The organism is Pantoea sp. EEL5 (assembly GCF_049892805.1).
Taxonomy (GTDB): Bacteria; Pseudomonadota; Gammaproteobacteria; order Enterobacterales; family Enterobacteriaceae; genus Pantoea; species Pantoea ananatis.
Genome location: NZ_JBNDNJ010000001.1, coordinates 1,020,085 through 1,043,981, shown reverse-complemented (window position 1 = coordinate 1,043,981; position 23,897 = coordinate 1,020,085). Strand labels below are relative to the sequence as shown.

25 protein-coding genes and 1 other annotated feature are annotated in these 23,897 nt (G+C 53.7%); of the genes, 10 read left to right on the top strand and 15 right to left on the bottom strand.

The genetic code is table 11. The annotated features are described in order from the left end of the window. Positions 1–25: 25 nt before the first annotated feature. The 10 genes from btuC to ACPXSQ_RS05025 form a co-directional block, all read right to left on the bottom strand. The gene (gene btuC, locus ACPXSQ_RS05070; RefSeq protein ID WP_033765927.1) at positions 26–1,021 is read right to left on the bottom strand and encodes a vitamin B12 ABC transporter permease BtuC; all 996 of its coding nucleotides are present in this window, start codon (positions 1,019–1,021) and stop codon (positions 26–28) included. Between the two features lie 99 nt (positions 1,022–1,120). Further along, the gene (gene ihfA, locus ACPXSQ_RS05065) at positions 1,121–1,423 is read right to left on the bottom strand and encodes an integration host factor subunit alpha (RefSeq protein WP_006118960.1); all 303 of its coding nucleotides are present in this window, start codon (positions 1,421–1,423) and stop codon (positions 1,121–1,123) included. A 4-nt stretch (positions 1,424–1,427) separates the two neighbouring features. After that, on the bottom strand, positions 1,428–3,815 hold the full coding sequence (pheT, locus tag ACPXSQ_RS05060) for a phenylalanine--tRNA ligase subunit beta (protein WP_014593594.1): 2,388 nt from the start codon (positions 3,813–3,815) through the stop codon (positions 1,428–1,430). A gap of 14 nt (positions 3,816–3,829) precedes the next feature. Then, the gene (gene pheS / locus ACPXSQ_RS05055; protein WP_013025578.1) at positions 3,830–4,813 is read right to left on the bottom strand and encodes a phenylalanine--tRNA ligase subunit alpha; all 984 of its coding nucleotides are present in this window, start codon (positions 4,811–4,813) and stop codon (positions 3,830–3,832) included. Positions 4,814–4,885: 72 nt separating this feature from the next. Next, positions 4,886–5,011 (bottom strand) — a sequence feature (Phe leader region). Continuing rightward, positions 4,962–5,006 carry a pheST operon leader peptide PheM gene (gene pheM, locus ACPXSQ_RS05050; RefSeq protein ID WP_106120997.1) on the bottom strand — a complete coding sequence of 15 codons (45 nt, stop codon included), beginning with the start codon at positions 5,004–5,006 and terminating at the stop codon, positions 4,962–4,964. Its footprint overlaps the feature before it by 45 nt. A gap of 116 nt (positions 5,012–5,127) precedes the next feature. Beyond that, positions 5,128–5,484, bottom strand: a complete 357-nt coding sequence (gene rplT, locus ACPXSQ_RS05045; RefSeq protein ID WP_426143026.1) for a 50S ribosomal protein L20 — start codon at positions 5,482–5,484, stop codon at positions 5,128–5,130. A gap of 44 nt (positions 5,485–5,528) precedes the next feature. Next, entirely contained in the window at positions 5,529–5,726 is a 198-nt protein-coding gene (rpmI, locus tag ACPXSQ_RS05040) for a 50S ribosomal protein L35 (protein WP_004157374.1), read from the bottom strand. Positions 5,727–5,826: 100 nt separating this feature from the next. Then, entirely contained in the window at positions 5,827–6,378 is a 552-nt protein-coding gene (gene infC / locus ACPXSQ_RS05035; RefSeq protein WP_026020952.1) for a translation initiation factor IF-3, read from the bottom strand. Between the two features lie 3 nt (positions 6,379–6,381). Continuing rightward, positions 6,382–8,310: a threonine--tRNA ligase gene (gene thrS, locus ACPXSQ_RS05030; protein WP_014593593.1), complete on the bottom strand. Its 1,929-nt coding sequence runs from the start codon at positions 8,308–8,310 to the stop codon at positions 6,382–6,384. A gap of 246 nt (positions 8,311–8,556) precedes the next feature. Continuing rightward, the gene (locus ACPXSQ_RS05025; RefSeq protein ID WP_014605966.1) at positions 8,557–9,318 is read right to left on the bottom strand and encodes a DUF481 domain-containing protein; all 762 of its coding nucleotides are present in this window, start codon (positions 9,316–9,318) and stop codon (positions 8,557–8,559) included. Between the two features lie 351 nt (positions 9,319–9,669). Here ACPXSQ_RS05025 and ghoS point away from each other — a divergent pair, with 351 nt between their 5' ends. Further along, positions 9,670–9,972, top strand: coding sequence for a type V toxin-antitoxin system endoribonuclease antitoxin GhoS (ghoS, locus tag ACPXSQ_RS05020; protein WP_015700425.1), 303 nt, complete (start codon positions 9,670–9,672; stop codon positions 9,970–9,972). Positions 9,973–10,050: 78 nt separating this feature from the next. After that, entirely contained in the window at positions 10,051–10,944 is an 894-nt protein-coding gene (locus ACPXSQ_RS05015) for a fructosamine kinase family protein (protein ID WP_015700426.1), read from the top strand. Between the two features lie 4 nt (positions 10,945–10,948). Here the strand turns inward: ACPXSQ_RS05015 and ACPXSQ_RS05010 are convergent, their stop codons facing one another. Then, on the bottom strand, positions 10,949–11,485 hold the full coding sequence (locus tag ACPXSQ_RS05010; RefSeq protein WP_426143019.1) for a YniB family protein: 537 nt from the start codon (positions 11,483–11,485) through the stop codon (positions 10,949–10,951). Positions 11,486–11,641: 156 nt separating this feature from the next. Between ACPXSQ_RS05010 and hxpB the strand changes: the two genes are divergently transcribed. The 4 genes from hxpB to ACPXSQ_RS04990 all read left to right on the top strand — a co-directional run bounded on the left by hxpB (position 11,642) and on the right by ACPXSQ_RS04990 (position 15,167). Continuing rightward, positions 11,642–12,310, top strand: coding sequence for a hexitol phosphatase HxpB (gene hxpB, locus ACPXSQ_RS05005; protein ID WP_022622480.1), 669 nt, complete (start codon positions 11,642–11,644; stop codon positions 12,308–12,310). A 129-nt stretch (positions 12,311–12,439) separates the two neighbouring features. Next, entirely contained in the window at positions 12,440–13,030 is a 591-nt protein-coding gene (locus ACPXSQ_RS05000) for a metal-dependent hydrolase (RefSeq protein WP_015700429.1), read from the top strand. A gap of 151 nt (positions 13,031–13,181) precedes the next feature. Further along, entirely contained in the window at positions 13,182–14,573 is a 1,392-nt protein-coding gene (locus ACPXSQ_RS04995) for an L-cystine transporter (protein WP_014605969.1), read from the top strand. A 195-nt stretch (positions 14,574–14,768) separates the two neighbouring features. Further along, positions 14,769–15,167 carry a DUF6515 family protein gene (locus tag ACPXSQ_RS04990; RefSeq protein ID WP_014605970.1) on the top strand — a complete coding sequence of 133 codons (399 nt, stop codon included), beginning with the start codon at positions 14,769–14,771 and terminating at the stop codon, positions 15,165–15,167. A gap of 55 nt (positions 15,168–15,222) precedes the next feature. Here the strand turns inward: ACPXSQ_RS04990 and osmE are convergent, their stop codons facing one another. Further along, entirely contained in the window at positions 15,223–15,558 is a 336-nt protein-coding gene (gene osmE / locus ACPXSQ_RS04985) for an osmotically-inducible lipoprotein OsmE (protein WP_013025567.1), read from the bottom strand. 225 nt (positions 15,559–15,783) lie between these two features. Here osmE and ACPXSQ_RS04980 point away from each other — a divergent pair, with 225 nt between their 5' ends. Beyond that, on the top strand, positions 15,784–16,986 hold the full coding sequence (locus tag ACPXSQ_RS04980) for a multidrug effflux MFS transporter (RefSeq protein ID WP_015700430.1): 1,203 nt from the start codon (positions 15,784–15,786) through the stop codon (positions 16,984–16,986). Between the two features lie 117 nt (positions 16,987–17,103). Continuing rightward, entirely contained in the window at positions 17,104–17,928 is an 825-nt protein-coding gene (gene nadE, locus ACPXSQ_RS04975) for an ammonia-dependent NAD(+) synthetase (RefSeq protein WP_015700431.1), read from the top strand. 76 nt (positions 17,929–18,004) lie between these two features. Here nadE and ACPXSQ_RS04970 read toward each other — a convergent pair whose 3' ends face one another. Beyond that, positions 18,005–19,660 (bottom strand): methyl-accepting chemotaxis protein, encoded by a 1,656-nt coding sequence (locus tag ACPXSQ_RS04970; RefSeq protein ID WP_015700432.1) that lies wholly within the window; start codon positions 19,658–19,660, stop codon positions 18,005–18,007. A 536-nt stretch (positions 19,661–20,196) separates the two neighbouring features. Here ACPXSQ_RS04970 and yddG point away from each other — a divergent pair. Beyond that, a complete protein-coding gene (gene yddG, locus ACPXSQ_RS04965) occupies positions 20,197–21,087 on the top strand; it encodes an aromatic amino acid DMT transporter YddG (protein ID WP_014605974.1) in 891 nt (296 codons plus the stop codon). 66 nt (positions 21,088–21,153) lie between these two features. Further along, the gene (gene cho, locus ACPXSQ_RS04960) at positions 21,154–22,017 is read left to right on the top strand and encodes an excinuclease Cho (RefSeq protein WP_013025562.1); all 864 of its coding nucleotides are present in this window, start codon (positions 21,154–21,156) and stop codon (positions 22,015–22,017) included. A gap of 81 nt (positions 22,018–22,098) precedes the next feature. Here the strand turns inward: cho and spy are convergent, their stop codons facing one another. Together spy and astE are read right to left on the bottom strand one after the other, a co-directional pair. Beyond that, positions 22,099–22,590, bottom strand: coding sequence for an ATP-independent periplasmic protein-refolding chaperone Spy (gene spy / locus ACPXSQ_RS04955; RefSeq protein ID WP_019105326.1), 492 nt, complete (start codon positions 22,588–22,590; stop codon positions 22,099–22,101). 282 nt (positions 22,591–22,872) lie between these two features. Then, on the bottom strand, positions 22,873–23,868 hold the full coding sequence (astE, locus tag ACPXSQ_RS04950) for a succinylglutamate desuccinylase (protein WP_064373664.1): 996 nt from the start codon (positions 23,866–23,868) through the stop codon (positions 22,873–22,875). Positions 23,869–23,897: the final 29 nt, after the last annotated feature.

The following is a 23,897-nucleotide window of genomic DNA, read 5'->3' as shown; positions in this document are numbered from 1 at the left end:
CCTGTGGTTAATGCATGTATGTCAGCTAAAGCTGACGTGACGATTTGACTAACAAGATGATAAACAGCGGTGCGCCGAGCGTTGCCGTGACCACGCCGATGGGTAACTCAGCGGAGGCCAGCGCCAGGCGGGCAATAATATCCGCGCCAAGCAATACGCTGGCTCCCGCCAGCGCCGAAGCCGGCAGCAGCGCACGGTGGTCGTTCAGCCCCACCAGCCGCAGCAGGTGCGGAATCACCAGGCCCACAAAGCCAATTGCGCCAGCAAGCGCCACGCTGACGCCAACCAGCCATCCCGTGGCCAACACCAGCAGATTACGCCAGTAAAACAGTGACAACCCAAGCTGGCGGGCTGACGTTTCTCCCAGCGCCAGTAAGTTAAGCACCCTGCTCGCTGTGGTGAGCGCCAGGATAACCGGCAGCAGCGCCAGCATCATCCAGCCATAGCGCCAGTCGATACCGCTGAAGCCGCCCATCATCCAGTACATGAGTTGGCGCAGATCGAGGCTGCTGCTGAAATAGACGGCCCACGTCATGATCGCGCTGCAAATAATCCCCAGCGCAACGCCAGTGAGCAGCAAACGCGTGACGGATAAATGACGCCGGGCAAAATGCAACAGAATCAGGGTAACGACCAGCGCACCGGCCATTGCCGAAAAGCTGAGGCTCCATAGCGAACCGCTGCTCAACAGAACGCCCGCGACCAGGCCAATGCCGGCCCCGTTGGAAACGCCAAGCAGCCCGGGTTCGGCCAGTGGGTTGGTAAACAACGCCTGCATGACAACGCCGCTCAGAGCCAGCGCGCTCCCCACCAGGATAACCGCAAGGCTGCGCGGCAGGCGAAGCTGGCCGACAAAAAGCCTGCCGCTGTCGCTGTCGCTGAACCATTGTGTGGGGCTTATCCAGCGCTCACCCGCGCACAGGCTGAGGATAAATAACACCAGCAGCAGGCTGCCGAGACCCAAAAGCCAGGCTTTACTGCGGCGATCGCTGTGCAGAGCAAGTTGTTCAAGCTGGGACATAAGCAGAATTAGCCAGAATGACAGAGGATTGATTGTAAAAGGATTGCGAAAAAAAGAAATGAAAAAGGCCGCTTGCGCGGCCTTTTTGAAACACTGGGATCAGTCACTGTCTTTTGGTGTGGCGTTTTCAACGCGACTTTTAAGCTTCTGCCCTGGACGGAAGGTCACTACGCGACGCGCAGTAATGGGAATATCTTCTCCCGTTTTTGGGTTTCTGCCCGGACGTTGGTTTTTGTCACGCAGGTCAAAATTACCAAACCCCGACAGTTTAACCTGTTCTCCATTTTCCAACGCGCGGCGAACCTCTTCGAAAAACAACTCCACCAACTCTTTTGCGTCACGTTTGCTCAGCCCGAGTTTCTCAAACAGGTATTCTGACATCTCAGCTTTTGTAAGCGCCATAGGTTCAATCCCTCAAGGTTGCCTGGAATCGCTCTTTTAATGCCGCAACGCATTTGGCAACCGTCGCGGCAATCTCCTCTTCTTCGAGTGTCCGGCTGGTATCCTGCAAAATCAGGCTGATTGCGAGGCTCTTATAGCCCTCGGAAACACCCTTACCTCGGTACACGTCAAACAAGTTTACGCCAACTACCTGATTTACGCCAACTTTCTTACACTCTGCGATGATATCTGCTGCCGGCACATTTTCGGCCACAACAACGGCGATATCACGGCGGTTTGCCGGGAAGCGTGAAACCTCTTGCGCATCAGGCAGGACGCGGTCTGCGACCTTATTCCAAAGCAGTTCAAAGACTAAGGTACGACCGTTGAGATCCAGCTTACGTTCAAGCTCGGGATGAACCACTCCGATAAATCCGATTCGCTCATCCTGTAAATAAATTGCCGCACTTTGTCCAGGATGGAGCGCTGGATTCGCCTCTGCACGAAAGCTAATCGCATTCAACTTGCCGGTTAAATCCAGCAACGACTCTAAATCACCTTTCAAATCATAGAAGTCAACGGTCTGACGCGCCAGATCCCAGTGTTCTTCATAGCGGTTGCCACTCAGCACGCCTGCCAGCATCAGATCCTGACGAATACCGAGATCCGCCTGAGTATCAGGAACAAATCGCAGACCGCTCTCAAACAGACGCACGCGGCTCTGCTGACGGTTCTGGTTATAGACCACCGCGCTGAGTAAGCCAGTCCACAGTGACAAACGCATGGTGGACATGTCGCTGGAGATCGGGCTGGGCAGCAGCAGCGCCTCTTCACCCGGATGCAGCAACTGCTGTACTTTCGGGTCCACGAAGCTGTAGGTGATGGCTTCCTGGTAGCCTTTATCCACTAACAGCATTTTTGCACGCTTCAGCGACAGGTTAGCTTCACGGTGCTTTGTCATGACCAGACCGGCCTGAACTGGCACATCCGGGATATTGTTGTAACCATAAATGCGGGCAATCTCTTCTACCAGATCCTCTTCGATAGCCATATCGAAGCGCCAGGCGGGGGCGACTGCCTGCCATTCCCCAGGGGTTACGCTGACCTGACAACCCAGGCGCGTCAGAATATCCGTGACCTGCTCATCGCTGACAACATGACCAATCAGCCGATCCAGCTTTTCACGACGCAGCGTGATCGTGGCCGGTTGCGGCAAGGCGTCCGCCGACGTCTGATCGATAACCGGGCCCGCTTCACCGCCGCAGATGCTCAGCAGCAGCTGAGTCGCGCGTTCCATCGCCTTGTGTTGCAGTGCAGAATCCACACCGCGCTCGTAGCGATGTGATGCATCGGTGTGCAAACCATGACGGCGTGCGCGGCCCGCAATCGCCAGCGGTTCGAACCAGGCACACTCCAGCAAAATATTTTGCGTTTCGCCGTTTACACCGGAATGTTCACCACCAAAAATGCCGCCCATCGCCAGGGCTTTCTGATGATCGGCAATCACCAGCGTATCGCTGCTGAGCTTCACCTCTGTGCCATCCAGTAGCGTGAGCGCCTCACCATCTTTCGCCATCCGCACGACGATACCGCCGTCAATGCGGTCCAGATCGAACGCGTGCATTGGCTGGCCCAGTTCGAGCAACACGTAGTTGGTGATATCAACGACCGGATCGATAGAGCGAATACCACAGCGACGCAGCTTCTCTTTCATCCACAGCGGCGTTGCTGCGCTGACGTTGATGCCTTTCACGACACGGCCCAGATAGCGTGGGCAGGCAGCGGTGGCTTCGACATTAATCGGTAACGTATCAGCAATCGTCGCCGCAACCGGCTCAATGACCGGCGCGTTAAGCGGCAGGCTGTTCAGCACCGCCACATCGCGGGCAATCCCGATAATGCCCAGGCAGTCTGCGCGGTTAGGCGTGACGCTGATTTCAATGGTGTTGTCGTCCAGCTGCAGGTAGTCACGGATATCCGTGCCAATCGGCGCATCGGCGGGCAGTTCGATAATGCCGCTGTGGTCGTCGGAAATCCCCAGCTCAGAGAACGAGCACAGCATGCCTTCGGACGGTTCGCCGCGCAGCTTAGCCGCTTTAATTTTAAAATCGCCCGGCAGCACGGCACCCACGGTGGCGACTGCGACTTTCAGGCCCTGACGGCAGTTTGGTGCGCCGCAGACGATGTCCAGCAGCCGATCGCCGCCGGTATTGATTTTGGTCACACGCAGTTTGTCGGCATTAGGGTGCTGACCGCATTCCACTACCTCACCGACCACGACGCCGTGAAACGCGCCCGCAACGGGCTCAACGCCGTCCACTTCCAGGCCGGCCATGGTGATTTGCTCAGATAAGGCCGCACTGTCAAGGGCTGGATTTACCCATTCGCGTAACCAGAGTTCACTGAATTTCATTGGATAACCTGCCCTTACTTAAATTGTTTGAGGAAACGTAAATCATTTTCGAAGAATGCGCGTAAATCGGTCACGCCGTAGCGCAGCATGGTCAGGCGCTCCATGCCCATGCCAAAGGCGAAGCCTGAATAGACTTCCGGATCGATACCGACATTGCGCAGAACATTGGGGTGCACCATGCCGCAGCCCAGCACTTCCAGCCACTTGCCGTTTTTACCCATCACATCCACTTCAGCGGACGGCTCGGTAAACGGGAAATAGGAAGGACGGAAGCGGATCTGCAAATCTTCCTCAAAGAAGTTGTTCAGGAAATCGTGCAGCGTGCCTTTCAGGTTGGTGAAGTTGATATTCTTATCGACGATCAGCCCTTCCATCTGGTGGAACATCGGCGTGTGCGTCTGATCGTAATCGTTACGGTACACGCGGCCCGGCGCAATAATGCGCAGAGGCGGCTGCTGGTTCTTCATGGTGCGAATTTGCACGCCTGAGGTTTGCGTGCGCAGCAGGCGCGTGGCATCAAACCAGAAAGTATCATGATCGGCACGCGCCGGGTGATGGCCCGGAATATTGAGCGCATCGAAGTTATGATAATCGTCTTCAATTTCCGGACCGGTCACTACCGCAAAGCCCAGCTCGCCAAAGAACGTTTCAATACGATCGATGGTGCGGGTCACCGGATGCAGGCCGCCGTTTTCGATACGGCGTCCCGGCAGGGAAACGTCGATGGTTTCTGCCGCCAGACGGGCATTAAGGACCGCAGACTCCATCTCCTCTTTACGCGCGTTCAGACGATCCGTTACCTGCTGTTTAGCCTCGTTAATCACCGCACCGGCCGCAGGACGCGCTTCCGCTGGCAATTCACGCAATGTGGTCATCTGTAATGTCAGATGCCCTTTCTTCCCCAGATATTCGACGCGCACCGCGTCAAGGGCGGCGATATCGGTCGCCCCGTCGATGGCCGCCGTGGCGTTCGCCACCAGTTCTGCTAGTTGGGACATGTTTTCCTCTTTTTCCAGTCAGGCTGGTTAGTACTTGTTGGGACCTGCCGGTCCAATATGCCAGCGCCAAAAACAAAAAAAGCCTCCACGTGGGAGGCTTTCAGCGCGATTTTTCGTTTCTTTTCTTATGCGCAAAAGCCCCTGATTGTCAGGCGCTAAAGTAAAAAAAGAAACGGAAAATAGCAGCATTCATGCTTGCGTTACCTTGTCATGATTTCCAACGGCACTATTGAAATGCGCATCGGCGAAAAAGTCAATCTTTTGCTCAGGTTACAGGTAATAAAAAAGGGAGCAAGCTCCCTTTTTCAACTGACTTACGCCAGCGCTGATTTCGCTTTTTCTACCAGTGCAGTGAATGCCACTTCGTCGAATACGGCGATGTCGGCCAGGATTTTACGGTCAATTTCAATGGCTGCTTTTTTCAGACCATTGATGAAACGGCTGTAAGACATACCGTTCTGACGCGCTGCTGCGTTGATACGCGCGATCCACAGCTGACGGAACTGACGCTTACGTTGACGACGGTCGCGGTAAGCATACTGACCAGCTTTGATAACAGCCTGGAAGGCAACGCGGTAAACACGTGAACGTGCACCGTAGTAACCTTTAGCTTGTTTTAAGATTTTTTTGTGACGTGCGCGAGCAACTACACCACGTTTTACACGAGCCATTTAGCTCTCCTGTTTAATATTCTGAATTAATTAAAAAAATTTACTTATGCGTACGGCAGGCAGGCAATAACCAGACCCAGATCGCCTTTAGACACCATGCCTTTCGGACGCAGGTGACGTTTACGCTTAGTAGATTTCTTAGTCAGAATATGACGCAGGTTTGCGTGTTTACGCTTGAAGCCGCCAGAAGCGGTCTTCTTGAAGCGCTTAGCCGCGCCACGTACAGTTTTAATCTTTGGCATTTTAAAAAATATCCACTTCGCATTGTTGATAACATGACCCAGACAGGCGAACAACAAACCGCACAACGCAAGCGCTGCGCGGTCATTGCTACTTGAATGCCTACTGTTTCTTCTTAGGAGCGAGCACCATGATCATCTGGCGGCCTTCGATCTTCGAAGGGAAGGATTCGACAATGGCCAAATCCAGATCTTCACACAGGTCTTTACGGACGCGGTTAAGCACTTCCATACCGATCTGCTGGTGCGCCATCTCACGACCGCGGAAACGCAGCGTGATTTTGGCTTTATCGCCTTCTTCCAGAAAGCGAATCAGGTTGCGTAGTTTGACCTGATAGTCGCCATCATCGGTTCCAGGACGGAATTTGATTTCCTTAACCTGAATAACTTTTTGTTTCTTCTTCTGTTCCTTAGAAGATTTACTTTTTTCATAGAGGAACTTGCCGTAGTCCATGATGCGGCAAACCGGCGGTTCGGCGTTCGGGCTGATTTCAACTAAATCTACACCCGCTTCCTCAGCTTTTTCCAGAGCTTCGCGTAGACTTACAATACCAAGTTGCTCGCCTTCAACGCCTGTTAAGCGCACTTCTGTTGCGCGAATTTCACTGTTGATGCGATTCGGACGCGTAGGTTGTACTCGTTTTCCGCCTTTAATACTTTATTCCTCCAATTGGTGAAGATTGCGGCTGCGAATCTCTTGCTGCAGCTTCTCAACAAACACATCGACGTCCATCGACCCAAGGTCTTTACCACGGCGGGTGCGAACGGCCACTTTGCCAGCTTCCACCTCTTTATCACCACAGACCAACATATAAGGGACGCGACGTAATGTGTGCTCGCGGATTTTAAAGCCTATCTTCTCGTTTCTCAAGTCCGCTTTCACACGAATGCCAGCATTCTGCAATTTACGTGTCAAAGTCTCAACATATTCTGCCTGACCGTCGGTAATATTCATTACCACAGCCTGCATCGGCGCCAGCCAGCTTGGGAAGAAACCGGCGAACTCCTCGGTCAAAATACCGATGAAGCGCTCCATCGAACCCAGAATCGCACGGTGAATCATTACCGGCGTCTGACGATCGTTGTTTTCACCCACATAGGTGGCATCCAGACGCTTAGGCAGGGAAAAGTCTAGCTGAACCGTTCCACACTGCCAGGCGCGGTCAAGGCAATCGTATAGTGTAAATTCAATTTTAGGGCCGTAGAACGCGCCCTCACCCGGCTGGTACTCAAACTCAATGTTGTTTTCATTGAGCGCCGCAGCCAGATCTTCTTCTGCACGATCCCAGGTTTCGTCAGAACCAATACGCTTTTCAGGACGGGTGGACAGTTTCACCACAATCTTTTCAAAGCCAAAGGTGCTGTACATGTCATAAACCATGCGGATACAGCTGTTCACTTCGGTACGCAGCTGATCTTCCGTACAAAAAATATGCGCATCATCCTGGGTAAAGCCCCGCACACGCATCAGGCCATGCAAAGCACCTGAAGGTTCATTACGGTGGCAGCTACCGAACTCAGCCATACGCAGCGGCAAATCGCGATACGATTTCAGCCCCTGGTTAAAAATTTGGACGTGCCCTGGGCAGTTCATCGGTTTGATGCAGTACTCACGGTTCTCAGAAGAGGTCGTGAACATCGCATCCTTATAGTTTTCCCAGTGGCCGGTCTTTTCCCACAGCACCCGATCCATCATGAACGGGCCTTTAACTTCCTGATACTGGTACTCTTTTAGCTTACTGCGGACGAACACTTCCAGCTCACGGAAAATTGTCCAGCCGTCATTATGCCAGAAAACCATGCCCGGCGCTTCTTCCTGCATATGATAGAGGTCGAGTTGCTTACCAATTTTACGGTGGTCGCGCTTCGCCGCCTCTTCCAGACGCTGTAAATAAGCCGCCAGCTGTTTCTTATCTGCCCATGCTGTACCGTAAATGCGCTGCAGCATTTTGTTGTCGCTGTCGCCGCGCCAGTATGCGCCGGAGATTTTCTGCAGTTTAAAATGGTGACAGAAACGCATGTTCGGTACGTGCGGACCGCGGCACATATCGACATATTCTTCATGATGATACAGCCCGGGGCGATCGTCATGACTGATGTTCTCATCCAGGATGGTGGTCTTGTAAACTTCACCTCGCGCCGCGAAGACATCGCGCGCTTCCTGCCAGCTGACTTTTTTCTTCACAACATCGTAGTTGGTCTCGGCCAACTGATGCATGCGTTTTTCCAGCAGCTCAATGTCTTCCTGGGTCAGGGTACGATCGATATCGACATCATAATAGAAGCCGTTGTCGATCACCGGACCGATCGCCATTTTGGTATCTGGCCACAGCTGCTTAATCGCATGGCCTAACAGATGCGCGCAGGAGTGGCGGATGATCTCCAGACCCGCTTCGTCTTTGGCAGTGATAATGGCAACAGACGCGTCGTCGGTGATGGGATCGACCGCATCAACCAGTTCACCGTTAACTCGTCCGGCGATGCAGGCTTTTGCCAGACCGGGACCAATATCAAGCGCGATATCCATGACGCTGACAGGGCGGTCGTATGAGCGCTGACTGCCATCAGGAAGCGTAATTACAGGCATAGAATGTCCTTAGTTGCAGTGGTAAGCCACACGAAAGCTTACATACAAAATTGAGTAGTGTTATTGACCTGGCGTTATGTCAGACCCACATTGTCGGAATGTCGCCAGGAGTGTAATGCGGGACGGATAATAGCAGTTTTCAGGCGCGAGCAAAACCCATGCGTTTGTCGCTAAGCCTCAGAGAGATCAAAAAAAAGCGGCCAGGCACTGTGCCAGACCGCGCTTTTTCAGACATCCTGACGCCTGTTACATCGCGTAGGTCAGCATGACGGAAGTTCGGGTATCGGTACGGTCTGGTGCAGAAGCCGGTGGGTTGTTGTTCCAGGTCACGTTGTAGGCCAGCTTGAGGGCAAAGTGATCGTTAATAGCAACCTGTAAACCCGTTTCTGAGTTCACCGTGGTGTCTTCTCCCAGCGAGCTCAGCACGGAAACACCCTGAATGAACTTAGTGGTGTCGGTAAGTTGCCACTGATAGCTCACAGCGCCGTAAGCCAGTCCCTGCGTTTTATGATCGCCGTCGCGGTAATCGTCGTAACGCACACCCGGACCGAATTCAGCACGCAGTGAATGCACCGGGCCGTTCAGAATCTGGCGACCATAACCGGCGGTCAGCACATCACGAGAATCATAGCCGTTATAACGATCGCTCAACCAACTTGCCTGACCAAACAGGTAGTCGTAGGCGCTCATGTTGTAACGCGAACGGGCACCCAGGTTGTAGGTTTCCGAAGAACGCTCATCGTTGGCAGAGGTGTTTGCGGCGTTACCCCACAAGCTGTAGGCCATTGATTCTGTGTACCAGGTCATATTGGTTTGCGCGGTCAATGATGAACTGGTGGTGTTACCGGTTTGTGCCAGGTAACCCGCAGAAGCAGAACCTTCAAAAGGCTTTTTCGCCGTTGAAGGGTCATCCATTGCGGTAAAGACAGCATTATCGGCCAGCGCCTGGTGACAAAACGCTCCGGCAGAGAGCAAAAGAACAGCAGACAGCTTGTTAAAGGCTTTCATTAAATGTGATCCGTGCAGCAGTTTTAAAAACGAAGATTCTGAAGGGTTTCCCAATGCGATCAATGCAATTTACGGTAACTTTTGTAAAAAAACATGAATTCGCTCAGAACGGCATACTTTAGCGTAACGCCGCGTATTCACTAGGCGTTAACCTGATTTCGGCGCGCATTATAGAGCCATTTTTGGCAAATGGCATCTTTTCATTTACAAGATTTACACAGGATTTTGCCTGGAATATCAGCGAAATTTGCACACAGATTGATCTGATTTTACGCCTCATCTCCTTCATTATTCGCCTGTTTTTTCACCCTGTACTACGCTGTGTATTATTTGAGCATACCGAGGTGCAGAATGAGCAACGGGAATTTACACCGCTATGTCGTCACGTTTCATTACCGGGAAACCGGTCTCAGTGACGTGCTGACGTTAACCGGAGCGATGACCTCCGGCGGCTTTTCTACCACGCTGATGGATGACAAGGGAAACCCGCATGAGCTTGGCACCAACAGTTTTGGCATTGTGACTACGCTTACGCAGGAGGGTTTGAAACAGCAGGTCATTGCCGCGGGCGAAAGCGCGCTGGGACAAACGCCCGACGTGACGCTCACCACGCTTGACGATTTTCTGCGCGACGCAGCACGTTCAACAGAGTAGTCTGTGCGCAGGCGCAGACTTTGCGCAGTGCTAACGCGTTACAATCGAATTCAGGCAGCGAATAAAGAGGATAACCCGATGTGGTCAGCCATTAGTCGTCTGTTAAGCGAGCAATTTGGTGACGCCGATATTACCCAACGCCACGAGCTCCCCGGTGGCGATGTGCATCCCGCCTGGCTGATTCGCTATGGTGAGCAGGATGTCTTTGTCAAATGCAACAGCCGCGATAAGGTTTCGCTGTTCAGTTGGGAAGCCGATCAACTCGCCCTGCTGCGCCGTACGCAGACCGTCCGGGTCCCCGAGGTTTACGGGGTGGGCAGCGATCGCGACTACAGCTTTCTGCTGCTGGAATACATCAAGCCTCAGCCTCTCGATGCGCACAGCGCACTGCAGCTGGGCCAGCAGCTGGCACATCTGCATCAGTGGAGCGAACAACCGCAGTTTGGTCTTGATTTCGATAACAACCTCACCACCACACCTCAGCCAAACAGTTGGCTACGGCGCTGGTCAGTCTTTTTTGCAGAGCAGCGTATCGGCTGGCAGCTGCAAATTGCCGCCGAGAAAGGCATTCTCTACGGCAATGCCGAGCTGATTGTCGACTGTGTGCAGCGCACCCTGGCCTCCCATCACCCGCAACCTTCCCTGCTGCATGGCGATCTGTGGCCCGCCAACTGCGCAGCCAGCCAGAACGGGCCATGGATTTTTGATCCGGCCTGTTACTGGGGCGACAGAGAATGTGATCTGGCGATGCTGAGCTGGTTTAACGATCTGCCCAGAGAAATCTTCGACGGCTATAATCAGGTCTGGCCGCTGCCGGATGGCTTCTCACAGCGCCAGCCGGTTTATCAGCTTTATTATCTGCTAAACCGGGCCAACGTGTTCGGCGGCAACTGGCTGGGGGCCGCGCAGTTTGCCGTAGGTCAGTTACTGGACGACGACGCGCTGGCGGCCGGCCAGGCTAAACCGGCCTGACCGGTTAGAGAAAACCGAGTAACGAAAGCAGAAAATATCCGGCGATAACAATCACGATGGGCAAAATATAGAGCGGGAAAATCTGCAGAAAAATGGTGTGACGAGGAATGCGCACCTTCTCTTCCACCTGCTGACGCGTGCGCCCTTCGCTGCCTTTCGCCTGTTCGAGGATCATCTGGTCTTCAATGCCTTCGCGGACATGGCGAACCTGCCTCCCCATACGCGCACCTGACGCTTCCAGGGCCAGCCCGATGAAGATCAGAATATAGATTAGCCAGAACCCCAGGTTCATCTGGCCGTTAAACTCCGGCACGGGCGAGTTGTGCCAGAAAATGTTCAGAAACGGCGTGTTAAAACGAATCATATCGACCATGACATGAATAAAATCGAGCATCACGGCATCAATGCCGGGTTTCTTTTCACTTTGTTTAAAGAGAAAACTCAGCAGTGAGATGATCGTGGAGAGCAACGCCAGTAAAAAAACTATCCAGCCGACAACGCGTTTAAGGATGGCAATACGGCCAGCCTGTTGATAGGTCATGATATCTCCTGAACCCAAAATCCTGTTAGCCTTCAGTCTAACCTGCCCTCAGGGAATTTTCCCAAAAAAAAGAGCAGGCTGCGCCCGGCAAGGCTCTCGTTAACCCCCGCCTGCGTTCGTGGTAAGGTAGCGGGATTATTTACAGGGGAGCGCCTTATGTCTTACCACCGCCCGGTTTACGCGGCTTTATTTGATATGGATGGATTACTGATTGATTCGGAACCGCTCTGGGATCGGGCCGAAATGGATATCTTTTCCACCCTGGACGTTGATTTAACGCGCCGTCATACGCTGCCCGATACGCTTGGGCTACGCATCGATCAAACCGTGCGCATGTGGTATGAAACGCTGCCCTGGACCGGTCCGTCGCAGCAGGAGATTACCCAGCGCATTATTACCCGCGTGATGGAACTGATTGCGACAGAACGTCCTCTGCTGCCCGGTGTTGAATCGGCCCTGAGGTTATGTAAGCAGCAGGGGCTAAAAACCGGCCTGGTCTCGGCCTCGCCGCTGTTTATGCTGGAAGCCGTGCTGGAGATGTTCAACCTGCGGCCCTGGTTTGACGTGCTGTCTTCGGCGGAGAACCTGCCTTACAGCAAGCCGCACCCTCAGGTGTACCTTAATGCGGCGGAGGCGCTGGGCATCGATCCGTTAAACTGCGTCGCGCTGGAAGACTCCGTTAACGGAATGGTTGCGAGCAAAGCGGCACGGATGCGCGCCATCGTCGTGCCGGCTGCCGTCCATCAGGAAGATGCTCGTTGGGCACTGGCCGATGTTAAACTCAGCAATCTGACACAGCTGATGCCCGCCCATTTACTGGGGTAATCGTGCCTGTGTTGTAACCTGTTGCACAGGCTTAAAAAATTAACGCTTCGTTACAGCGTCACAGGTTCTCATTTACTGGATAAATCCCTATACTGGATGCATCGACAGTTTTTGCAGCCAGGTTTTATCATGACGGCCGAGGGCCATATCTTTTTTGCGGTTGCCAGCGCTATTTTTGCCAAACGGGCCGAACTCACGCCGGTGATGGCGCACGCAGACTGGTGGCATTTGATCCCGGCCACGTTACTGACCTGCCTGCTTCCCGATATCGATCATCCCAAATCTCTGTTAGGACAGCGGCTTCGCTGGCTGTCCCACCCTATTGCGCGGGCCTTTGGTCATCGGGGATTTACCCACAGCCTGCTTGCGGTGGCGGCCAGCCTGTGGCTGTTTCAGATTAACGTACCGAAAAGCTGGCCCCTCCCGGCCGATGTATTGCAGGGCATGACGCTCGGTTATCTGAGCCATATTGTGGCGGATATGCTTACTCCCGCTGGCGTTCCACTACTCTGGCCCTGCCGCTGGCGTTTTCGCCTGCCGGTACTGAACAGCCAGAAAGGCAATCAACTGGAGCGAGCGCTCTGTTTATGCCTGATCGGTTACGCTCTGTGGTTCCCGGTAGGGATGCCTTCATTTGGTGAAAATGGCTGGCCCGCCCAGGTATTCGACACCTTACAAAATGGCGTTAGCCGTCTCATTTCTGCGCAATCTGAGCGTTAATTGCCCGGCAAAAAGGGTAAGGTTATAAGCTATTCCATTTGGATATAAGATTGCGCGATTTCTAACTGTTACCATTTCTGGATACGTATCTTTACGATCAAACCTCTGCTGCTCTCCTGACCAGGGAATGCTGCATTACATCGGAGTTGCTATGGATATTCCTCTTACGCTTAACGTCGTGGCATTTGTGCTGCTACTGCTTTTGCTGTCGCGCCTTGGCCGGGCAAACTGGAGCCTGTCGAAAAAGGTTCTGACTGGCCTGGTGCTGGGTGTGGTGTTTGGCCTCGCGCTCCAGCTGATTTATGGCGGCAACAGCGATATCGTTAAAGCCTCTATCGGCTGGTTTAACATCGTGGGTAACGGTTATGTTCAGCTGTTACAGATGATTGTGATGCCGCTGGTGTTCGTGTCAATTCTCAGCGCCGTGGCCCGCCTGCACAATGCCTCCTCACTGGGAAAAATCAGTTTTCTGACCATCGGCGTACTGCTGTTTACAACAGCAATTTCTGCCCTGATCGGCGTTTTTGTCACCGGCCTGTTTCACCTTAACGCGACCGGTCTGGTACAGGGCGCCCAGGAAACGGCTCGCCTGAGCGCGATTCAGAGCAACTACGTTGGTAAAGTCGCTGATTTGACAGTACCTCAGTTAATCCTGTCATTCATTCCTAAAAACCCGTTTGCCGACTTAACCGGTGCCAGCCCGACGTCCATCATCAGCGTGGTCATCTTCGCCGCGTTCCTGGGTGTGGCTGCCCTGCAGCTGCACAAGGATGATGAGGTCAAAGGCCAGCGGGTACTGACCGCCATTGATACGCTGCAGTCGTGGGTGATGAAGCTGGTTCGCCTGATTATGAAGCTGACACCTTATGGTGTGCTGGCGCTGATGACCAAAGTCGTTGCCGGCTCCAACGTGCAGGACATCATCAAGCTGGGCAGCTTTGTTGTGGCATCCTATTTGGGCCTGACCCTTATGTTTGTGGTTCATGCGCTGCTCCTGTCGGTCAACGGCATCAATCCTATGCGCTTCTTCCGCAAAGTGTGGCCGGTATTGACCTTTGCCTTTACCAGCCGCTCCAGCGCCGCCAGCATTCCACTGAACGTGGAGGCGCAAACCCGCCGCCTTGGCGTACCTGAATCGATTGCCAGCTTCTCGGCCTCATTTGGTGCCACCATTGGACAGAACGGCTGTGCCGGTCTTTATCCGACGATGCTGGCAGTGATGGTCGCCCCAACGGTCGGCATCAATCCTTTTGATCCGCTGTGGATTGCCACGCTGGTCGGCATTGTGACATTGAGTTCAGCAGGCGTAGCCGGTGTCGGCGGCGGAGCGACCTTTGCCGCGCTGATCGTCCTGCCTGCGATGGGGCTGCCGGTCACGCTGGTCGCGCTGCTGATTTCCATTGAGCCTCTGATTGACATGGGACGAACCGCGTTAAACGTTAATGGCTCAATGACCGCAGGATCGCTTACCAGTCGCTGGCTGGGCCTGACCGATAAACGCGTTTTAGAGCGCAGCGAACACAGTGAATTAGAGCACAGCTAATCACGCCAGACCTGGCGTCCACCGCCAGGTCTTTCTCTCTGTTTTTGTCTTATCTTCTCCTTATTTCTTCATCATCATCCTGTTCCCGTTAAGAAAACGTTAAGCGTGGTAAACGGGCAATAATGCACAGCATTTCCCCTTGTCTTTACGCAGCAAAAAGAGAATTCTGCAGGTAATAACTGCAGGAGAATGCTCATGAAAACGGTTATCGCCTCATTACTGGCGCTAGCAATTGTCGCGCCCACTCACGCGTTTGCTCGTCCCGGCGACTGGGGCCCGGGTCCACACTGGCGACCCGGCCCAGGCTGGCATGGTCCGGCACCGCGCTGGCACGGCCCCGATCACTTCCATGTTCTGCCGCTGGCCGCAACGGCGGTATTGATTGGCGGATTAACGTATTACCTGCTTAACGGCAGTTATTATCAGCGTCACGGAGAAGAGTACGTGGTGGTTGAGCCGCCTGTGCAAACCTACGAAACGGGCATGAGAGTGCTGGATTTTAACGGCAGGCGCTTTTATGTGCAGGACGGGCACTACTATCAGCGGGAAATTAACGGCAGCTACATTGAAGTGCCCCGACCGGCAGGATTGTAGCTATAAAAAAAACGGCTCACCCAATGGCGAGCCGTTTCTTATTTAAAGCGGCTAATTACTGCTTAACCTGCGGGTCTGTGTCGTATTCAGCACAGCTCTGGAAGCCGTAGTTCATCACGCGGCCTACATCGTTGTAGCTGACGAAATAGGTTTGGGCTTTACCGTCACGCTCGCCGATAACGTAGGTCTGGCAGGTACCACGTGCATGCACCATGGTGATTTCAGTGGAAGCTGGGCCAGCAATCTGGCGTACCTGCTCGCGGGTCATGCCTTTTTTGACGTCCTTAACCACCGGCTTAGTCACGTAGCTTTCGGCACGATCGTAAGTCGTACAACCAGAGAGCGCAGCCAGCGTCAGCGCCGCAGCGATACATCCCATCACTTTATTCATCTTGTTGTTCCTCGTTTTTTGTCCATGTGCTGAAAAGCCTGGAACATAAAACGGTTTTTTTCAAGTTAATGACAGACTTAAACTCAACTCGCTCAGGATGCTTTGATAACATGCCCCGAGATGACCTTTGCGCAGCCGCCAATAAGTGAGACAGCACGCTTGCCGGGCCTGCCCTGGTAACAACCCTTAAAAGTGACAATGTCACATTTTACCTACAGAGGATACATGAAGCTTTCATCACCAAACCGCCTGGTTTATGCCATTACACTGGGATTGCTTGCCGCGCTGGGGCCGTTGTGCATTGACCTGTACCTGCCCGCGCTGCCCCAGTTGGCAACGGATCTTCAGACATCGACCTCAACGGCACAGCTCAGCCTGACGGCCGGGCTGCTCGGTCTGGGAGCCGGGCAGCTGTTTTTCGGGCCGATGAGCGATAAATTTGGCCGCCTGCGCCCACTGACGTTGTCCCTGGTGCTGCTGTTTATTGCCTCGGTGGGCTGCGCGCTGGCGCAGGACATTAACCAGTTGCTACTGGCTCGCCTGTTTCAGGGACTGGCAGGCGCAGGCGGTGCGGTGCTCTCACGGGCAGTTGCTCGTGACATGTACAGTGGTCATGAACTTACCCGCTTTTTTGCCCTGTTAATGCTGGTAAACGGCCTGGCACCTGTCGCTGCGCCTGTACTGGGCGGCGCACTCATGACCTTTCTGAACTGGCGCGGTATCTTTGTGGTGCTGGGCTGTATCGCGGTTTTACTTATCCTGCTGGCGCGCGGGAAGCTGCATGAAAGTCTGCCCGCCGGGCGACGCAGTCAGGGATCGGTCTTTTCTGCCTATGCGGCGCTGGGCCAGGTTATTACCCATCGCCCTTTTATGGGATTTTGTCTGACGCAGGGGCTGATGATGTCGGGCATGTTTGCCTATATTGGCGCCTCGCCGTTTGTTCTGCAGGAACGTTATGGCCTGTCACCGCAGGCGTTCAGCCTTTGCTTTGCCGCAAACGGTTTCGGGCTAATCATCGCCTCTCAGACCAGCGCCCGGCTCTGTCCACTGTGGGGGGAGTTTCGGGTGCTAAAAGGCGGGCTGACGTTGGCAGGCGTGGCATCCAGCCTGTTGCTGATCGCGGGAATAAGTCATGCTCCCCTGCCGCTGTTACTGCTGGCCCTGTTCTTTACCGTTGCCAGTAACGGCGTGATTTCCACGACGGCGGCCTCACTGGCGATGCAAAGCCAAGGGCAGCGCGCCGGTAGCGCTTCAGCCGTGATTGGCGTGACGATGTTTACCCTGGGGGCCATTGCCGTACCGGTGACGGGCATCGGAGGAACATCAGTAATCAGTATGACGCTGACCGTTTTTGGCTGCTACATGCTGGCTATACTGACGTTTATGGCTTTGGCGAAAAAACCGGCATCCGGTGCAAAAACCCTGTGATTCCGCCTGCCCTGATAAAAACAGCTGTCGCTTTGGCTTGTTGTTTACAGGGATGCGCGTTAGCGTTAAAACAGGCGTTGTATTGTGCCAACGAGCGACAGACTTGAGGAGATGTTGATGTCACTGCAGCAGGAAATCATTACCGCACTCGGCGTTAAGCCGACTATCGATCCACAACAGGAAATCCGCACTAGCGTTGATTTCCTAAAAGCGTACTTAACCCGTCACAGCGGTGTTAAGTCGTTGGTACTCGGTATCAGCGGCGGACAGGATTCAACCCTGACCGGCAAACTGGCCCAAATGGCAATAACGGAACTTCGGCAAGAAACGGGCGATAAAGACTATACCTTTATCGCGGTGCGCCTGCCTTATGGCGTGCAGGCCGATGAGCAGGACTGTCAGGATGCACTGGCCTTTATCCAGCCGGATCGCTCGCTGGTGGTCAACATTAAAGAAGCGGTGCTGGCCAGCGAGCGGGCGCTGAAAGACGCGGGCATCGTCCTGTCCGATTTTATCCGCGGTAATGAAAAAGCCCGCGAACGTATGAAAGCGCAGTACAGCATTGCCGGCATGACCAAAGGTGTGGTGGTCGGTACCGACCACGGCGCAGAAGCCGTTACCGGTTTCTTCACCAAATATGGCGACGGCGGGAGTGACATCAACCCAATCTTCCGCCTGAATAAACGTCAGGGAAAACAGTTGCTGAAAACCCTGGGCTGTCCCGAGCATCTCTATCTGAAAAAACCCACCGCCGACCTTGAAGACGATCGTCCTGGCCTGCAGGATGAAGTCGCGCTGGGTGTGACATACGACATGATCGATGACTATCTGGAAGGCAAAACCATTGCGCCGGAAAGCGCGAAGATCATTGAAGGCTGGTACCTGAAAACCGAGCACAAGCGTCGTCCGCCTGTGACCGTTTTCGACGATTTCTGGAAATAATCCCCCTCGTCTTTATCCGTTAACATCGCGCCCGGTCAGCTCAGTAGCCGGGCGCTGCCATGTAATAGGTTCCCGATTAAAAACGCTGCCAGTCAGCGTCACCCGCCGCTGCCATCGCGTTGCGGGCAGGAAGTGGCACGCGGTCTGCACGTCCGACCCTGCTGCTTTGGATCGGTGCCTGGCGCTGCGTTTTGGCGAGCGTGAAGGTAGCAACCAGCTGGTTGAGGGTTGAGGCCTGATCCATTAATGAACGGGATGCAGAAGACGCTTCTTCAACCAGAGAGGCATTTTGCTGCGTCACATCATCCATCTGGTTTACGGCCAGGTGCACCTGATTAATCCCTTGAGACTGTTCGTTTGCAGCAACCGAAATCTCATCGACTAAATCGGTCACCTGACGGACCGCGTCTGTCATGCGCGTAATATTGTTACCCACGCCTTCTGCCTGATTCGAGCCGGCTTCCACATGGAGCATAGAAGCTTCAATAAGCGCTTTGATCTCCCTGGCAGAAGAAGACGATCGCTGAGCCAGATTGCGCACTTCCCCTGCCACCACGGCAAAACCACGCCCCTGTTCGCCTGCCCGCGCCGCTTCAACCGCCGCGTTAAGCGCCAAGATATTGGTCTGGAATGCAATACCTTCAATCAACGCGATAATATCGGTAATTTTTGTCGAGCTCGTCCGGATATCGCCCATGGTCATCAGCATCGCCTTCACGCGTGACGCACTGTCTTCAGAGATATCACGCGCGTTTTGGGCAAGCTGGCTGGCAAGTCGTGTATTTTCTGCCGTCTGACGCACTGTTTCACTCAACTCAGACATGCTGGCAGCCGTCTGTTCCAGGGAGGCAGCCTGCTCTTCCGTACGGGAGGAGAGATCTTCGTTGCCCGCAGAAATTTGTGCGGAAGCCGTGCTGACCGACTGCGCCGCGCTTTCTACTGCGCTGAGGGACAGGGCAACGTTTTCCACCAAATGGTTAAATGCCTTTGCCGTCAGGCCGATTTCATCTCTGCGAGCGTCATCTGCACGTAATGTCAGATCCAGATTTTCGCTCGCGGCTTCCATTGTGTGGCGCATCGCGTTGAGCTGACGACGAATAGCAAAAATGGTTTTAAGCGTAAAAAAGCCCAAAAGCAGTATGGCTGAAGCTGAGCCGGCAATCAGAATGAGTAAAGTATGACGATAGGTGCTGTCATTTTCTTTACGGAGTTGATTACCAATATCCACATTGAGTTGCAGCTGTTTCTGATAATCGTTAATCAGCTGTCGGGTTACCGCACCGATACCGCTATTACCCTGCAGCATCGACAAAGAAACCGCATCGTTCTGTGCGCGTGAGGCGGTGAGAAAAGCAGGCAGATCCGCCTCAATTTTTTTAATGGTGACAAATGCCTTTTCGGTCATCTGTCGATCTTCCTCACTGGAAATATCGTTCTTAAGGTAATTCTGGTTGAGCAGCGAAATATGATTTAAGACACCGTTGATTTCTTTCTCAATCTGCATCTGCTTAGCGGGATCGGTCATGCTCTGATGATGGTAGAGCGCGATGATAATGGCGTTGCTGCCGTCAACCATTTTGGCGATATCAGTAATAGAAGGAAGGGTATTTTCCTGCACATACTGGAAACGGTATTGAAAACCGTCCGCCACAGAAACCGCCACGATAACCATGGTTATCAGCGCCATGCAGAGAAGAGAAAAGGTCAGTAAAAGCCGCTGTGTTATAGTCATATTTTTCACCTGGTTGTAATTAAAACAGTTAATTCGTCTAAAAAATTCAGACGCAGACCTTAACTATCGACATAAAAAGGTGATAACAGCGCCCAAAACAGGCATTGTTTATTAAGCATTTAACGTGGATGAATTATTTGAAAAACAATAAGTTATTATTATGATGACGTATAAAAAAACACATCGTTACGCACTGTAATAAATCCTTAACCAATTCTTAACGCTCCACCCTGTTTTGGCGCTCGCGGACGGAAATCTATGAAACCTAATCCTGTGGTCATCCCCCTTTGCCTGCGCGGGATTGATGCGCTTGCGAGGCTCGTCAATAGAGGGAAAGCCACAAAGGTTGGATTGCGATCGCGTTATGCAACCTGTTAATCAGGCCATTCATGAAGGGCGTTGAGGGAAAAACGTTGCTCCGCGCACGGCCTGTTACAGGTTCCCCTGGCGGAATACCTGATGGACAGGCTACATGCTTACCGTTAGCATACTTCGCGCTCGCTGCCCGCTGGCGGCTCCTTTAGACGTTGAGTTTTATGCCTGCTAACTTATCACGCGCAACCTTAATCGGTTTGAGTGCGATTCTGCTCTGGAGCACCACCCTTGGCCTGTTGCGCAGCGTCAGTGAGGCGTTTGGCCCGACCGGCGGCGCCGCGCTGATTTATTCCACGACAGCGATTTTACTGTGCCTCACGCGCGGCATCCCCCATCCGCGCTCCCTGCCAGGGCGCTATCTGCTTGTGGGCGGCACCCTGTTTGTCGGCTATGAAATTTGCCTGGCGCTGGCGATTGGTCTCGCCAGCAACCGTCAACAGTCGCTGGAACTGGGGATGATCAACTATCTCTGGCCATGTCTGACCATCCTGCTGGCCATTCCGCTTAATCAACAGCGTTTTCGCCTGTGGCTGTGGCCCGGACTGCTGCTTTCCCTGTGCGGAATCATCTGGGTGATGAAGGGCGCCAACGAAGATGTACTGGGCCAGATGACGCAGAATATGACCCGCAATCCCACAGCCTACCTGCTGGCGTTTATTGCGGCATTAACGTGGGCACTCTACAACAACATCACGCGCCGCTTTGCACGTGGCAGCAACGGCGTCACCCTGTTTTTTGTGGTGACGGCTCTGGCGCTGTGGCTCAAATTCGCGTTGTTCACCCCTCAGGAAACCATGCAGTTTAGCCTGACTGCTGCTGCAGAAGTGCTGTTTATGGGCGCATCGACGGCGCTTGCCTATTCAGCCTGGAACTATGGTATCCAGCATGGCAACCTGACGCTGCTGGCGACCGCATCCTACTTCACGCCGGTGCTCTCAGCGCTGCTGGCCTCGCTGTGGCTGGACCTGGTGCCGGCGGTGAGTTTCTGGCAGGGCGTCGCCCTGATTACCGCCGGGTCGCTACTTTGCTGGCTGGCGACCCGACGTTTATAAATCTCAGACTGGCGAACGTTTAACCTGCCTGTTACACTGTATGGACAACCAGTACAGGAGTCCGTTTTGGTAAGACGTGCAGCGACCCATCGCCTCGAATTTGACGCGGCAACCATTTATGAATACCCGGAGCATTTGCGTGAATGGCTGGAAGGCCTGCCCAATCAGCCCGGCGTTTATACCTTTCATGGCGACAGCGAGACCTTGCCGTTGTACATCGGCAAAAGTGTGAATCTGCGTTCGCGTGTGATGTCCCATTTTCGTACGCCAGACGAAGCAAAGATGTTGCGACAGTCGCGGCGCGTCAGTTGGATCCCTACGGCGGGCGATCTCGGTGCGCTGTTGCTGGAAGCGCAGATGATCAAAACGCAGCAGCCCCTGTTTAATAAACGTCTGCGCAAAAACCGCCAGCTCTGTTCGCTGCGCATTACTCCAGAGGGTAAACCGGACGTCGTCTATGCCCGTGACGTCGATTTTAGTCAGTCACCGAATCTGTTTGGGCTTTACCGCAGTCGTTTTGCCGCGCTGGAACGCCTGAAACAGCTCGCCGATGAATATCAGCTCTGCCACGGTTTACTCGGTCTGGAAGCGGTGAGTGCCAGCCGGGGCTGTTTCCGCTCTGCCCTGCGCCGTTGTGCCGGGGCCTGCTGTGGCAAGGAGCCCGTCAGCGATCATCAGGACAGGCTGCTGTCTGCGCTGGAGAGCGTGCGGGTATTCTGCTGGCCGTGGCAGGGTGCCGTGGCGCTGGTGGAGGAAGGCAAACACATGACGCAGATCCACGTTATCGATCACTGGTTTTATCTGGGCTCGGTAAACACGATCGAAGAGGCAAAAGCCCTTAAACGTGGCAAAGGTGGATTCGATCATGACGGCTACAAAATTCTCTGCAGCCCGGTGCTGTCTGGCAACTACCCTGTTATTCCCCTCTAACATAAAAAAACCGCCGACACTGCCCACATCACGTGGACAAGGCCGGCGGTCTTCAACCGTGTTTACTGATTAACGTACAGCTTATTGCGCGGGTGCAGGTGCAGGCGCCATCTTGCCGTGCATCGGACGTTTTTCAGTCAGGTGCTTTTCAAAATTGGCGTTGTACTGTTTTTTCTGCTCCGGCGTCAGCACGTTATACAGCTTATTCTGCGTTTCCATCATGGCAACCGCGTTTGCTTTCGCGTTGGCCGTCATTTTGTCTGCCTGGGCTTCAGCCTGGGCTTTATCAAAGCTGTCAGAGGCGATGATGGCATGGGTTGCACGACGCTCATCCAGTGACGGACGCTGCATTTCACCACGGCGCTCTTTCATAATTTCATGCATTTTGGTTTTTTGATCGGCGGTCAGATTCAGACCGCCGAACATCATATCCATACCGTGCCGCATTGGTTTATGCATCGGCTTTTCCGTGCCTGCCGGTGGCGGTGTCAGATTATCTGCCTCAGCATGAACAACCGATGCCGCGCCAAATGCCAGAGTAGAAGCCAGTAACAGAGAAGTTAATTTACGCATCACAGTGTCCTTTTTATTCACTTGTTCAGTTTCGTAACGACAGCACTCTGTCGCGTCTTCGGAAACAAGCATACGACGCTGAACGTCAATTACTGAGAGCGAGAGTAAAAGCGTGAAAGCGCAAAAGCCACAATTCAGGCAATCATGGAGGGATTAAGAAGAAAGAGGAGAGGAATTGAAAAAGAGTATGAATAATCAGGCGATTTCGGATAAATCATGGAGAATTGTAATGCCTTTAGCAGTAAAGCGGAAGGTGTCTTCCGCCTTTTTGTTTGGATAAGGTCAGAGAGGCAATGCCTGGGTCTGTTCGCTTTCTTCAACCAACATCAGGCCCGCCCGCAGCCCCAGCGCAACACGCGGGTTAGGAAACAACACATACTCCCGCGCCTGCTGCACGAAGTAGCGTTTTTCCCCGTCTTCAGCCAGTAAGGCCCCCTGCGGGAAGGCGGTGAAGTTTTTGGTGTCATCACTCATATGAAGCTGAAAGTTCTCACTGTGGCGGGTGATCTGCTGGCTTACCCGATAGCGGCGCGGAACGGATTGCGCTTCCGGTAAGGTCTCACCATACAACAATGCTGCCAGCGCCCGGGCAGCCGCGCTAAACTGGGTTAAATCGTTTTCGCCAAAGGGCCGGGCCTGCCCCAACTCCAGCGTACAGCTGGCTGCGCCGAAATGCTCACAGCTGAAATGGGTGAAGGTGCCCGCTGGCGAGCGGTGGAAAACCAGCGCCTCCAGTCCGGCTACCGCCAGCCAGTGCAAAAACGCTGCCGGCCATGGCCGATCGTTTCTGGGCATTACGCCAAAACGCGTATGATAAGAACCGCGCAGGGCCGTATGCATGTCAAGGTGCCAGCGGGTTTCATCACACTCGCCCAGTTGCCAGAAATTCTCCAGCGTTTGTTCCAGCCGCAGCACTCGCCGTGCCTCATCCCCGTCATCAATCTGTTGCCAGCGTCCGCCGAACAGTCGGTTAATGTCGTAGGCCACATAGCGTTTTCCTGCGCGCAGCGCCGAGGGATTACCCAATACCACCAGCATGCGCTGCTGAAGCGGCTTCTCGCCCTGAAGTAAGGGCGTGATGAGCTGGTTAAGCATTTCTACAGGGGCAGTCTCATTGCCGTGAACCCCTGCAGAAAGCACCAGCGCCTGTTTAACCGGCGTTTTGGGCTCCATGAGAAGAATACCGTGATACAACCACTGCCAGCGAAGATGCGCCGTCTCACCTTTACGCTTACGCGGTGCTTCACCAGACAGCGTCTGCTGTAAAAAGTCCTGCATCGTTCCTCCTTAAAACCGGAAGCGGGCAG